Annotated in this window: 11 protein-coding genes; 10 read left to right on the forward strand and 1 reads right to left on the reverse strand. The window is 71.9% G+C overall.

The window, feature by feature from the left end; translation table 11 throughout:
* The first annotated feature begins 42 nt into the window (after window positions 1-42).
* Genes K8638_RS14785 through K8638_RS14835 form a run of 10 tightly spaced genes read left to right on the forward strand, consistent with a single transcriptional unit; the run spans window position 43 to window position 10,993 of the window.
* Window positions 43-888: a type II secretion system F family protein gene (locus tag K8638_RS14785; protein WP_223755161.1), complete on the forward strand. Its 846-nt coding sequence runs from the start codon at window positions 43-45 to the stop codon at window positions 886-888.
* Window positions 889-898: 10 nt separating this feature from the next.
* Complete coding sequence (locus K8638_RS14790) at window positions 899-1,783, forward strand: type II secretion system F family protein (RefSeq protein ID WP_223755162.1); 885 nt, start codon at window positions 899-901, stop codon at window positions 1,781-1,783.
* A gap of 21 nt (window positions 1,784-1,804) precedes the next feature.
* A complete protein-coding gene (locus K8638_RS44875) occupies window positions 1,805-3,259 on the forward strand; it encodes an FHA domain-containing protein (protein ID WP_305071165.1) in 1,455 nt (484 codons plus the stop codon).
* Window positions 3,260-3,295: 36 nt separating this feature from the next.
* Complete coding sequence (locus K8638_RS14805) at window positions 3,296-5,047, forward strand: FHA domain-containing protein (protein WP_223755163.1); 1,752 nt, start codon at window positions 3,296-3,298, stop codon at window positions 5,045-5,047.
* Complete coding sequence (xseA, locus tag K8638_RS14810) at window positions 5,044-6,798, forward strand: exodeoxyribonuclease VII large subunit (protein WP_223755164.1); 1,755 nt, start codon at window positions 5,044-5,046, stop codon at window positions 6,796-6,798. The genes K8638_RS14805 and xseA overlap by 4 nt, the downstream gene beginning before the upstream one ends.
* Window positions 6,799-6,846: 48 nt before the next feature.
* Window positions 6,847-7,194 carry an exodeoxyribonuclease VII small subunit gene (gene xseB / locus K8638_RS14815; protein ID WP_223755165.1) on the forward strand — a complete coding sequence of 116 codons (348 nt, stop codon included), beginning with the start codon at window positions 6,847-6,849 and terminating at the stop codon, window positions 7,192-7,194.
* Between the two features lie 22 nt (window positions 7,195-7,216).
* Window positions 7,217-7,597, forward strand: coding sequence for a PleD family two-component system response regulator (locus K8638_RS14820; RefSeq protein WP_223755166.1), 381 nt, complete (start codon window positions 7,217-7,219; stop codon window positions 7,595-7,597).
* A gap of 14 nt (window positions 7,598-7,611) precedes the next feature.
* Window positions 7,612-8,505, forward strand: coding sequence for a polyprenyl synthetase family protein (locus K8638_RS14825; RefSeq protein ID WP_223755167.1), 894 nt, complete (start codon window positions 7,612-7,614; stop codon window positions 8,503-8,505).
* Window positions 8,505-10,256: a 1-deoxy-D-xylulose-5-phosphate synthase gene (locus K8638_RS14830; protein WP_223755168.1), complete on the forward strand. Its 1,752-nt coding sequence runs from the start codon at window positions 8,505-8,507 to the stop codon at window positions 10,254-10,256. The genes K8638_RS14825 and K8638_RS14830 overlap by 1 nt, the downstream gene beginning before the upstream one ends.
* Window positions 10,253-10,993, forward strand: a complete 741-nt coding sequence (locus K8638_RS14835; RefSeq protein ID WP_223755169.1) for a TlyA family RNA methyltransferase — start codon at window positions 10,253-10,255, stop codon at window positions 10,991-10,993. The genes K8638_RS14830 and K8638_RS14835 overlap by 4 nt, the downstream gene beginning before the upstream one ends.
* A gap of 57 nt (window positions 10,994-11,050) precedes the next feature.
* Here the strand turns inward: K8638_RS14835 and K8638_RS14840 are convergent, their stop codons facing one another.
* Window positions 11,051-12,628 carry a hypothetical protein gene (locus K8638_RS14840; protein ID WP_223755170.1) on the reverse strand — a complete coding sequence of 526 codons (1,578 nt, stop codon included), beginning with the start codon at window positions 12,626-12,628 and terminating at the stop codon, window positions 11,051-11,053.
* Between the last annotated feature and the right edge of the window lie 29 nt (window positions 12,629-12,657).

Raw genomic sequence — 12,657 nt, forward strand, 5'->3', positions numbered from 1 at the left:
GCCCCGCGCCTCGGTCCCCCCACCTCCAAGGGACGCACGCCCATGCTCGCCGGAATCGTCCTCCTCCTCGTCACCGGGTCGGTCTTCTTCTTCAGCCTGGTGATCTTCAGCGTCCTGTCGAAGGCGTATGAGCAGTACCAGGAGCGCTACGTCGCCAAGTCGATGAACGACTTGAGCGACATGTTCCTCTTCATCGATGCGCGCCAGATGTTGATCCTCAACATCGCGAGCATGTGCTTGTTGGGAATCCTGTCGTACATCATCTTCAACCCCATCCTGGCGGTGATCGCGACGGTGTTCGGCTTCTTCGTGCCGATGCTGCTGGTGAAGCACTACCGCAAGCGCCGCATCAAGAAGTTCAACGTCCAGCTCGTGGACGCGCTGCAGGCCATGGCCAACGCCTTCAAGGCGGGCCTCACCTTCCCGCAGGCCATCGAACACGTGGCGCGCGAGGCGATGCCTCCGCTGTCCCAGGAGTTCGGCCTGTTCGTGAAGGAAGTGAAGCTGGGCGTGCCGCTGGAGGAGGCGCTCATCAACATGGGGCGCCGGGTGGGCAGCGACGACCTGGAGCTGGTGGTGGTGTCCACGAACATCGCCCGGCAGCTCGGCGGCAACATGGCGGAGATGTTCGAGACCATCTCCACGGTGATTCGCGAGCGCTTCCGCCTGGAAGGGAAGATCGACGCGCTCACCGCGCAGGGCAAGCTGCAGGGGTGGATTGTCGCGGCCATGCCGGCGGTGCTGGGCATGGTGCTCAACTACATGCGGCCGGACCTGATGGAGCCCATGATGAACCACCTGTTCGGGTGGATCCTGGTGGTCATCATCGCCATCATGGAAATCATGGGCATCCTCATCATCCGGCGCATCGTCAACATCGATATCTGAGGGGTGCACCGTGGATGTCCTGACGCAAGTGCTGGTCGGCAGCTCGGCGCTGCTCTTCGCGGGCGCGGTGGGCTTCCTGGGCCTGGGCCTGTACCAGCAGCTCTTCGAGCGCTTCCTGTCGGAGGTGCGCGAGGAGTCGACGGGTGGCGTGAAGGGCGCCGGCTCGGTGGCCATTCGCCGGCTGGGGGCCATGAACCGGCGCTTCATGTGGCCGGGCTACGAGGCCAAGGCGCGCCGCAACCTCATCAAGGCGGGTGAGCCGCAGGGCTACAAGCCCGAGGACATCATGGCGCTGCAGGAGGTCAGCGCGGTGATTGGCCTGCTGATGGGCCTGGTCCTGATGAACGGCATCGGCTTCAACCTGGTGTGGGCCCTGGCGGTCATGCTGCTCGGCATGTACTACCCGCTGATGTGGCTGAACGACCAGGTGAAGAAGCGCCACCTGCAGATCAGCCGCGCGCTGCCCTACAACCTGGACCTGCTGACGCTGTCGGTGGAGGCGGGCCTGGACTTCACCGCCGCGCTGGCGAAGGTGGTGGAGAAGGGCAAGGCGGGCCCGCTGCGCGAGGAGCTGCAGCTGGTGCTCAAGCAGCTGAAGATGGGCAAGACGCGCGAAGAGGCGCTCAAGAGCATGATCGTCCGCGTGGACCTGCCGGCGCTGTCGACGTTCGTCACCGCGCTCATCCAGGCGGACAAGATGGGCACCAGCCTGGGCAAGGTGCTGCGCATCCAGTCCACGCAGATGCGCATCGACCGCACGCAGCGCGCGGAGAAGCTGGCCGGCGAGGCCCCGGTGAAGATGCTCTTCCCGCTCATCGCCTGCATCTTCCCGACGGTGTTCATGGTGCTGTTCGGGCCCATCGTGTTCCAGTTCTTCTTCGGTGAGCTCGCCTGAGGTCGTGCCCTGCCTATCCGTTTGACCATCACCAAGGGGCTCCAGGAGGGAAGGGAGCTCGTCTTCGAGCAGGCCGAGGTGAAGATCGGCCGCACCTCGGAGAATGACCTGGTGCTGCACGACCACGGCGTGTCCCGGCGGCATGCCCGCATCGTCGAGCGCAACGGGCTGTACTTCGCCGCGGACGTGGGCAGCTCCAACGGCACCTCCCTCAACGGCGCGCCGCTGCCCGGCGAGCAGCAGCTCCGGGACGGGGACCGCATCACCGTGGGGCCGGTGGAGTTCACCTTCGTCTGGGTGCCGCCGGAAGGGGACGAGGACGCCACGCGGCCCATCCGCCGCAACGCTCCGCCGCCCCCCGCGGAGGAGATGACGGAGCTCATCCCCACCAGCCAGTTGCCCGCCCTCGCGCCGGTGCCCCCCGCGGACCCGCCTCCGCCGCCGCCGCAACCGTCGCCGGCGCTGGCGAAGGTGGAGCCGCCGCCGGTGCCGGCCCGGGTGGAGCCGGACGAGGAGAGGACGCAGGCGCTGACCGCCGCCGAGCGCGCCCGCCTCCGCCGCGAGCTGGCCCGGAGCCGTGGTGGGCAGGTGAAGCTGTGGTGGAGCGAGCTATCGCTGGGCGGCCGCGTGGTGGTGGGGCTGGTGATGGTGCTGGTGGTGCTGGGAGGCCTGGGGGCGCTGGGCGTCGTATTCATGCCCCGCCTGGGCCTGGGCGGCCCGGGCGGACCGGAGCCGGTGGTGCTCGGGAGGGAGACGGTGCCGGACTCGTTCGGCCTGGGCGAGGACGTGCGGTGGGAGCGCCCGGACCAGAAGGCGTTCGACTTCCAGTTCGTCACGCCCACGCGGGCGGTGGCGGTGCTGCACTACCAGGCCAGCGGCATCTCCAAGGAGGAGGTGGCGCTGGTGCTCAACGGGGCCAACCTGGGCTGGGTTCCCCCGGACACGACGTCCACCGCGGAGCGGGAGCTGGAGCACATCCTCCCGGCGCTCTCGCTGAGGCGCAACGAGCTCAACTCGCTCGTCTTCGACAACGTGCGCAACCCGCCCGGCAGCGACACGTGGCGGGTGTGGAACCTGCGGCTGGAGGTCATCCCCGTGCCGGAGCTGTCCCGGGAGGACCTGCTGGCCAGGGCGCGCGAGTACTCGGTGGCCGCCGCCCGCTTCTACGAGACGAAGGCCGTGGGCGCGGAGAACCTCTTCAAGGCGTGGCAGCAGTACCGCTTCGCGTGGATTACCCTCGAGGCCCTGGACGAGAAGCCGGACCTGTACGAGGACGTGCGCTTCCAGCTCGGTCAGGTGACGGTCGAGCTGGACCACAAGTGCAGCCAGCTGATGCTCGATTTCCAACGGGCCGTGCAGTTCAGGAACGCGAGGAAGGCCCGGGCCGCCCTGCAGGACATCAGCAGGCGCTTCCCTACCGCCGAGCATCGCTGCCACAATCGGGCCCTGGAATTGGCATATGAGCACGAGCTGTAGGCCCGTGCCCCCCTTCGTAGGAAGTCGGTGACCCCCATGTCGAACGGTTCCCCTCCGGCGCGCCGCAGGCCCACCTCCGGGACGCCCTCGGGCGGAACCGGGGCCCGCCCCGCCGCGCGCAGGACGTCCCCCGGTGCCGCCCCGGCTCGGCCCGCCCCCACCACCGTCTCCCCGCGGCTCGTCTGCATCGCCGGCCCGAAGGCCGGTGAGGAGTTCACCCTGACGGACGGCGAGTACGTCGTCGGCCGCGCCACGGACAACCCCATCTGCATCCCGGACACGTCCGTGTCGCGCAAGCACGTCATGCTGCGCCAGATGGGCTCGGGCTGGGCGGTGAGCGACCTGGGCTCGGGCAACGGCACGCTCGTCAACGGTGACGTCATCAGCGACGAGACGCCCCTGGCCAACGGTGACGTCATCACCCTGGGTGACACGGAGCTGCGCTTCGAGGACGTGGCCAACTCCACGATGGAGGTGGCCGCGCCGCCGCCGCGGCCGGCCCGGCCCTCGGCGGGAGGCAGCGGCAGCCGGGGGGCGGTGCCTGCCCGCCCGCCGCCGCGTCCGGAGGGTGGGCGCGTGCGTACCGCCCGCACGGCCGCCGCCACGCCGCCCGACCCCGCGGCGGCGAAGAAGAAGCTGCGCATCAAGCTGGCCGCCGCCGCCGTGGTGGTGTTGCTCTTCGCCGGCCTGGGCGTGGTGCGGATGAACGTGAGCCAGCAGCAGGCCGCCGAGGCCGCGCGGGCCCAGGAGAGCAAGAGCCGGCGGGAGATGCTGGGCGCGCTGTTCCAGGACGCGAAGAACCTGGTGCGCGAGGGCAAGTGGATTGAAGCGCAGGCGAAGCTGGAGGAGCTGCAGGCCCAGGCGCCGGACTACCCGGGCGTGACGGACTACCTCGGGCACGCGGAGCGCGAGATTCCCATCCAGCGCGACCTGGCGGAGGTGCAGGCGGCGCTGGCGAAGAACGAGCTGGGCAAGGCCTCCGCCGCGCTGGCCCGGACGAGCAAGACGCAGTTCCTGGACGACCAGGTGCGCACCGCGAAGCGCGCGCTGCAGGACGCGGCCGACAAGCGCACCCGCGAGGCGCGCACGGCGCTGGACGGCAACCAGCTCAACGAGGCGAAGGCCATCACCGACGACGTGCTGGTGGCCTTCCCGGAGCACCGGGACGCGAAGCTCATCAACGAGCAGGCGGTGCAGGCCATCGAGTACCGCGACAGGCCGAAGGTCGTCGTCCAGGGCCCCGCGCCCAAGCCGTGGGAGCCCGCGGTGGAGCGCTACCGCGACGGCGACGTGTCCGGCGCGGTGGCCATCCTCAACGCGTGCATGTCCAAGACGCCGCAGTGCAAGAAGCTGCTCGGGCAGATGAACGACTTCAGCAACCTGTACAAGCGCCTGGAGGACCTGGACGCCAAGGGCCTGTCGAAGCTGCTGGCGCTGGACAAGGACATCACCGACGGGCGGCCGAGCAAGATGGCGCGCAACGCCGGCACGCGCGCGGCCACCATCTTCTACAGGGGCGCCACCGCGGCGAAGGCGGCCGGCCAGTGGGGCCGCGCCATGGAGTATGCGCGGCGCGCGCTGCAGGCGGACCCGGGCCATGCCGGCGCCAACAACATCATCAGCGAGATGAAGACCAAGGCGAAGGACCTGTACCTCTCCGCCTACTCCATCAAGGACTCGGCCCCCGAGGACGCGCTGCCCAAGTTCAAGGACGTGGTGGCGATGACGCCGCCCGAAGACGAGTACCACCAGAAGGCGCAGACCTGGGTCGAGAAGCTGTCGCGATGAAGAAATCCAAGGGCTCGGGCGGGCCTCCGCCACCGGCCACCCCTGGCCTGCAAGGGGATTTGTTTGGCACGCCGGCCGTCCCGCCCCGGGAGTCCGGGGCCGCGGCCCCCATGCCGGCGGGCGCGGACCGGCCCGGCGCCCGCGTGGTGGCCATGCCCCGCAAGCCGCCGCCTCCGGTGGACTCGGACGGCACGTCGCTGCTCGGGCCGCTGGAGGGCGGGCCGCCGCCGCCGCCGAAGCCGGAGCGCACGGTGCTGTCGGTGGGGGAGCTGACGCGGCAGTTGAAGCAGACGCTGGAGTCGCGCTTCGCGCGCGTGCTGGTGCGCGGCGAGGTGACGGGCTTCCGCGGGCCCAACGCGCGCGGGCACTGGTACTTCTCGCTGAAGGACCCTTCCGCCGCCATCGACGCGAAGGTGTGGGCGTCCCTGGCGGCCCGGCTGCGCTTCATGCTCCGCGACGGCATGGAGGTGCTGGCCGAGGGCAGCGTGGACCTGTACGAGCCGCAGGGGCGCTACAGCCTCATCGTCCAGCGGCTGGAGCCGGTGGGGGAGGGCGCGCTGGCGCTCGCCTTCGAGCAGCTCAAGGAGCGGCTGGCGGCGGAGGGGCTCATCGGAGACCGGCGCGTGCGCCCGCCGCGCCCGCTGCCCTTCCTGCCCCGGCGCATCGGCATCGTCACCAGCCGCACCGGCGCGGCGCTCCAGGACTTCCTGCGCGTGCTGCACTCGCGAAACCCGCGGCAGAGCGTGCTGCTGGCGGACGCGCGCGTGCAGGGCGAGGGCTCCGCGGTGGAGGTGGCGCGGGCGATTGAGCGGCTGTCGCGCACGGACGTGGACGTCATCGTGGTGACGCGCGGCGGAGGCTCCGTCGAGGACCTCTGGACGTTCAACGAGGAGGTGGTGGCGCGCGCCATCTTCGCGTCGCCGGTGCCGGTGGTGTCGGCCATCGGCCACGAAATCGACTTCACCATCTCCGACTTCGTGGCGGACTGGCGGGCGCCCACGCCCAGCGCGGCGGCGGAGCGGCTGGCGCCGGTGCTGGCGGACCTGGAGCTGACGCTGGCCACGCAGGCCGGGCGGCTGCGGCGCGCCATGGAGCGGCGGGTGCTGGAGCTGCGCGAGGAGCTGGGCGGGCTCGAGGCGCGGATGGAGGACCCGCGGCGGGCCATCAACCACCAGCGGCTGCACCTGTCCGAGCAGGTGGAGGCGATGATGCGCGTGCTGCGGCCCGCGGTGCGCGAGCACCGGGAGCGGCTGCGGGGGCTGTCGGAGCGCCTGCAGCGGGCGCGGCCCCAGGCGCGGGTGGGCGAGCAGCGGGCCCACCTCCTGAAGCTGGCGATGCGGCTGTCCGAGGCGGCGCGCTCGGGGGTGGCGGGGCGGCAGGCGGCGCTGGCCACGGCGCGCCTGGGACTGGAGCGGGCGTCCCCCGCGGCGCGGGTGGCGAAGGAGCGTGCCCGGCTGGCCGCGCACCGGGCGCGGCTGCTGGCGCTCCAGCAGGGGGCCCTGGCGGATGCGCAGAGGCGTTTCCAGCGTCTGGAGGGACGGCTGGACGCGATGAGTCCGTTGAAGGTGATGTCGCGCGGGTACTCGGTGGTCTTCCGCCAGCGCGACGGCGCGGTGGTGCGCACCAGCGCGGACGTGCAGGTGGGAGAGCGCCTGGGCATCAAGCTCGCGATGAACGGGGCGAAGACGCTCGCGGGGTGTGAGGAAGTCGAAGCCACCGTGACAGGGGTGAAAGGGCCGGTGGACTGCTAACGGGCCACCCTCTAGAGTCCCGCGCCCCACACGGGGAGGTGGAAGGCTGTGGCGAAGTCGGACAAGGCGTCCAAGGCGGACAAGGTGACGGAGGCCGAGGTTCCCGAGCAGTACGGGGACGTGGTGGCGCGGCTCGAGGAGACGGTGAACCGGCTGGAGAGCGGGGACCTGTCCCTGGAGGACTCTCTCAAGGCCTTCGAGGAGGGCATCCGGCTGGTGCGCCGCGGAGAGAAGCTGCTCACCGAGGCGGAGCAGCGAATCGAGCAACTCCTGATGGACGAGGACGGCAAGGACGTGGTGGCACCGCTGTCGGCGGCGTCGCGTGCGGCCTCCCCGGCGGCCCCCCGGGTGCCTGCTCCCCCCAAGCCTCCGCCGGAGGATGACGTCCCGTTCTGAACCGTTCGGGCGCCCTTCCGGCATGGCGAAGCCGAAAATCACCATCGTCGATGATGACCGCGACACGCGGGAGCTGCTCGCGGCGGCCCTCGAGGACGAGGGCTTCGACGTCACCCTGGCCGCCAACGGCCTGCGGTTGATTGCCTCGCTGCAGCTCCACCGGCCACACGTCATCCTCCTGGACGTGAATATGTCCTGGATTGATGGCTTCGAGCTGTGCCGGGCGGTGAAGAAGAACGAGAACTTCCGGGACATCCCCGTCGTCTTCATCAGCGGGCGGGGAGACCCCTCGGACAAGCGGCACGGCCTGGAGGTCGGCGCCGCGGACTACTTCGTCAAGCCGCTGGACATGGAAAAGCTCGTCAAGCGCATCCGCGAGCTCGTGGCCACGCAGCCCTCCTAGAGGAGCACCGACTCTTGTCATCCTTCGACCTGGACTCCTTCCTGAGCGCCCAGCAGGCGCGGGTGGAGGCGCTGCTGCACGAGCGAATGGACCTGCTCGTGCCGTCCGGAACTCCGCCGAAGCTGGCGGAGGCGATGCGCTACTCGTTGCTGGCCGGCGGCAAGCGCCTGCGTCCGGTGCTGTGCCTGACGTTCGCGGAGGCCGCGGCGCGGGCCAGCCTCGCGTCCGGCGTGGCGGGGGACGCGGCGTGCGCGCTGGAGTACGTGCACACGTACTCGCTGGTGCACGACGACCTGCCGGCCATGGATGACGACGACTACCGCCGGGGCCGGCCCACCAACCACAAGGTGTACGGCGAGGCGATGGCCATCCTCGCCGGGGACGCGCTGCTGACGGAGGCCTTCAACCTGGTGGCGGGCGGGACGGAGCCGGTGCGCGCGGCGCTGTGCCGCGAGCTGGCGGTGGCGGCGGGCGCGGCGGGCATGGTGGGCGGGCAGGTGCTGGACATCGCCGAGGACCGGCCCTCCGCGCTGGACTACCTCGTCCGGTTGCACCGGATGAAGACGGGCGCCCTCATCCGCGCCGCTTGCCGCATGGGCGTGCTGGCCGGGGGCGGGGACGTGGACGCGCTCGCCCGCGCGGACGCCTACGGGGACGCGATTGGCCTGGCCTTCCAGATCGCGGACGACGTGCTGGACGTGACGGCCACGCCGGAGCAGTTGGGCAAGCCCGTGGGGGCGGACGCGGCGGCGGGGCGCTTCACCTTCCCGGCGGTGGTGGGGCTGGAGGCGTCGAAGCGGATGGCGGAGGAGAAGGTGGCCCAGGCGGTGGCGGCGGTGCGCCCGCTGGAGGGCGAGGACGGGCCGCTGGCGGCGCTGGCGCGGTACACGGTGGAGCGGAAGTCCTGATGGCGGGCGTGCTGTCACGCATCGCCTCGCCCGCGGACGTGAGGGCGCTTCCGGAGGCGGAGCTGCCCCGGCTGTGCGAGGAGCTGCGCGAGGACATCATCTCCATCTGCGGCCGCGTGGGCGGCCACCTGGGCGCGTCCCTGGGCGCGGTGGAGCTCATCGTCGCGTTGCACCGGGTGTTCCACTCGCCGGTGGACGCGCTCCTCTTCGACGTGGGCCACCAGGCGTACGCCCACAAGCTGCTCACCGGGCGGCGCGAGCGGATGCACACGCTGCGGCAGGCCGGTGGGCTGGGGCCCTTCCTGGACCCGCGCGAGAGCCCGCATGACGCGTTGCTGGCGGGGCACTCGTGCACGGCGGTGTCCGCGGCCCTGGGCCTGCTGGAGGGGCGCCGGGTGCTGGGCAGGCGCGGGCACGTGGTGGCGGTGCTGGGCGATGGCGGCCTCACCGGCGGGCTCACCTTCGAGGGGCTCAACAACGCGGGGGGCAGCCACCTGCCGCTGGTGGTGGTGCTCAACGACAACCAGATGTCCATCAGCGCCAACGTGGGCGCCATTCCCGCCCTGCTGCGCACGCGGGGAGCGCGCGCCTTCTTCGAGGGGCTGGGCTTCACGTACCTGGGCCCGGTGGACGGACATGACCTGGGCGCGCTGGTGCACGCGCTGCGCGAGGCGAAGGCGTCCTCGCGCCCGGTGGTGGTGCACGCGCTGACGTTGAAGGGGAAGGGCTTCCCTCCGGCGGAGGCGGACGCGCAGACGCGCGGGCACGCCATGGGCCCGTACGAGTGGCGTGACGGCAAGCTGGTGCGCTCGCGCCAGGGGCAGCGCACCTTCAGCGAGGCCTTCTCGGCGGTGCTCGAGGACGCCATGGCGAGGGATTCGCGCGTGGTGGCGGTGACGCCGGCGATGCTGGAGGGCTCGGCGATGAACGAGCTGAAGGCGCGCTTCCCGGACCGGGTGCACGACGTGGGCATCGCCGAGCAGCACGCCGTCACCTTCAGCGCGGGCCTGGCCGCCGCGGGCGCGCGGCCCGTGTGCGCCATCTACTCCACCTTCCTCCAGCGCGCGTACGACCAGGTCATCCACGACGTGTGCCTGCCGGGCCTGCCCGTCGTCTTCGCGGTGGACCGTGCGGGGCTGGTGGGCGCGGACGGCGCCACGCACCAGGGCACCTACGACGTGGCCTCGCTGCGCCCGCTCCCGGGCCTGCGGCTGTGGTCTCCCATGGTGGGCGAGGACCTGGCGCCCATGCTGGCCACCGCGCTGGCGGCGCCGTACCCGTCCGTCCTCCGCTTCCCGCGAGGCACCCTGCCGCCGCTGCCCCCGGAGGTGCACCCGGGCGAGGCGCCCCTGGAGGGCGCGCGGTGGCTGCTGCGCGCCAAAGCGCCCCGGCTGACGCTGGTGACGCTGGGCCCGCTGGGGCTGGCGGCGCTGGAGGCCGCGCGGGCGGAAACAGGTTGGAGCGTGCTGGACGCGCGCTGTGCCTCGCCGGTGGACGAGGCGGCGCTGCTGGAGGCCGCCGCGTGCGGCCACGTGGTGGTGGTGGAGGAGGGGACGACGCGCGGAGGGCTGGGCGGCGCGGTGCTGGAGTTGTACGCGGCGCGCGGCGTCCCGGCCCGGGTGCGGCTGATGGGACTGCCGGACGCCTTCGTTCCCCATGGCGACGCGCGGGTGCAGCGCGCGGAGCTGGGCCTGGACGCGGCGGGCCTGCGGAAGGCGGGCCGCGAGCTGCTGGAAGGAGGCCGGCGGTGAAGCCACGCAAGGAGCGGCTGGACGTGCTGGTGGTGGAGCGCGGGCTGGCGGAGTCGCGCACCAAGGCGCAGGCGCTCATCCTCGCCGGGCAGGTGGTGGTGGACGACCAGCGTGTGGACAAGCCCGGCACGCTGGTGCCGCTGGAGGCGGAGCTGCGCCTCAAGGGCGAGGTGCTGCCGTACGTGTCGCGCGGGGGGCTGAAGCTGAAGGCCGCCATCGACCGCTTCGGCCTGGACGTGAAGGGCCGGGTGTGCGCGGACATCGGCGCCAGCACCGGCGGCTTCACGGACTGCCTGCTCCAGCACGGTGCCACGCGCGTGCACGCCATCGACGTGGGCTACGGGCAGCTCCACGAGAAGCTGCGCACGGACCCGCGGGTGCGCTCGCGGGAGCGCGTCAACGCGCGCTACCTCACCGACGAGGACCTGCCGGAGAAGGTGGGCGCCGTCGTCATCGACGTGAGCTTCATCTCGCTCACCCAGGTGCTGCCCTCGGTGCTGCCGTTTCTGGAGCCGGGCGGGCTGCTGATTGCCCTGGTGAAGCCCCAGTTCGAGGTGGGCCCGGAGCGGGTGGGCAAGGGGGGCGTGGTGCGGGACGCCGCCGCGCGGCAGGAGGCCATCGACTCGGTGACGGCCTTCGTGCGTGAGCAGGGCCTCACCGTGCGCGGGGTGATGGATTCGCCCGTGCCCGGGCCCGCCGGCAACGTGGAGGCGCTGCTCGTCGCCGACAGGCCCTGAGGCCCGCGTGGGGCGCGGGGGCGGTGGTACGCACCGCCCCGCGCGCGGGGGCTCCGGCTACGGCCGGGCGCTCCGGTAGTGGCTGGTAGGGAGCGTCTGGATGAGCTTGAGGCCGGTGCGCAGCCACAGGCGGCCCTCGTCATCCACCGCGGCGCCCATGCTGACGGGCACCTGGAAGCGGAAGAGCTCGCGGCCGTCGCCGTTGGAGCCCTGGTCCACGCCGAAGATCTCCACCGGCAGGGTGGCGCCCCCTCCCACGGTCCGGGCGGGGCCGGCGAGGAAGTAGACGTCCGAGGAGGGCGGGCGGCCCGGCTGGACGTAGAGCACGTTCAGCGCGCCGTTGGCGTCCAGGGAGGCGCCGTCCCTGGTGCGCACGGCGCCGGTCGACGCGTCCAACAGCCACACGCGCTGCGCGCCCACCGCGGCGATGCGCGAGCCGTTCGCATAGGGCACCAGCGCCTTCACCGGGGCCGGAAGCACGTTGGTCGTCCAGCGCAGGTTGGCGCCCTCGCACCCCGGGGCATCCGCGGCGCAGGCGAGGACCTGGCCCTGGTTCGACGCCTGCAGGAAGCCCAGGTACAGGACCCGGCCATCCGCGCTGAAGGCCGCCGAGGGGGCGGGAGGCGTCCCGCCGGCGGTGAGGAGGTCGCGGATGACGATTTCGCTCGCGAGCGTCCCCGAGGAGGCGTCCAGGACGGTGACGACAATCTGCGCCCGGTTGTCCCCGGTGGGCTCGTGCGTGGCGAACACCAAGGCGCCGTCGCTGCGCACCACCGGCGGGGCGATGGGCGTGCCCACCTTCACGGGCCCCTGCTCGCCGGGGTAGACCCAGCGCTCCAGGTCCGCGCCATGCGCCTGGCGGCTGACGCGGCCACCGTCACTGGAGCGGAGGAGCGCGTCGCCGTCGGACAGCACCGTCAGCGCGCCCAACGCGAGGTCCGAGCGCGAGCGGGCGGTAATCTGGAAGCTGGAGTCCACCGCGAAGGCGCTGGAGCCCGGCGTCCACACCCAGCGCTTGCCGTTGACCGGGGCGGTGATGACCGTGTCCGGGGTGCAGAGGGTGGGCATGGTCAGCGTCTGCACCGTGCCGTTGGTGGGCTGGCGGTAGAGCGTGTGGATGCCGCTCTTGGGGCCGGCGCAGCTGTAGTAGGTCGTGTTGCTGCCCGTGCCCTCGACGATGAAGGGCATGTTGAAGACCTGCTGCGCGCCCTGCGGGTCGTCCAGCACACGGGACACGGGGAAGAACGTGGCCGGCTGGGGCATGGAGTAGTTCTTCCGGCCGTCCGCGCACACCGCCTCCGCCTTCAGCGAGAGGTTCGCGGCGAGCCCCGCGGTGCGGTATGGGATGTCCGCGGAGAGCAGCTCCAGGGTGACGGTGCCGCTGCTGTAGGGGAACGTCTTGAGGAACGTGTCCCGGTCATAGACGTTCAGGCTGGACACGGTGTCGCAGCCGGACACCGTGACGATGAACTTGAGGCCCGTCCCCGCGACGATGGCCTCGGGCACGTTGAGCTGGACCTGGGGCGGGTCCGGCGTGGGAGGGGGCTTGGGGTCGCCGCCACAGGCGGCGGACAGGCTGGTGGCAAGGGCGAGGGCGGCGCGCCATGCGTGCCGCATCGAAGGTGTGTGGGGCATGGTGCCGCACTCTACTCCGGACGCGCCGG

Origin of the sequence: Myxococcus sp. RHSTA-1-4 (assembly GCF_020037125.1) — a bacterium.
GTDB lineage: Bacteria > Myxococcota > Myxococcia > Myxococcales > Myxococcaceae > Myxococcus.

Bases quoted from the DNA above. Each gene is read 5' to 3' on its own strand.
- K8638_RS14840 (WP_223755170.1), bottom strand. From the start codon at position 12,628: ATGCCCCACACACCTTCGATGCGGCACGCATGGCGCGCCGCCCTCGCC.
- K8638_RS14830 (WP_223755168.1), top strand. From the start codon at position 8,505: ATGGCGGGCGTGCTGTCACGCATCGCCTCGCCCGCGGACGTGAGGGCG.
- K8638_RS14785 (WP_223755161.1), top strand. From the start codon at position 43: ATGCTCGCCGGAATCGTCCTCCTCCTCGTCACCGGGTCGGTCTTCTTC.
- K8638_RS14820 (WP_223755166.1), top strand. From the start codon at position 7,217: ATGGCGAAGCCGAAAATCACCATCGTCGATGATGACCGCGACACGCGG.
- xseA (WP_223755164.1), top strand. From the start codon at position 5,044: ATGAAGAAATCCAAGGGCTCGGGCGGGCCTCCGCCACCGGCCACCCCT.
- K8638_RS14805 (WP_223755163.1), top strand. From the start codon at position 3,296: ATGTCGAACGGTTCCCCTCCGGCGCGCCGCAGGCCCACCTCCGGGACG.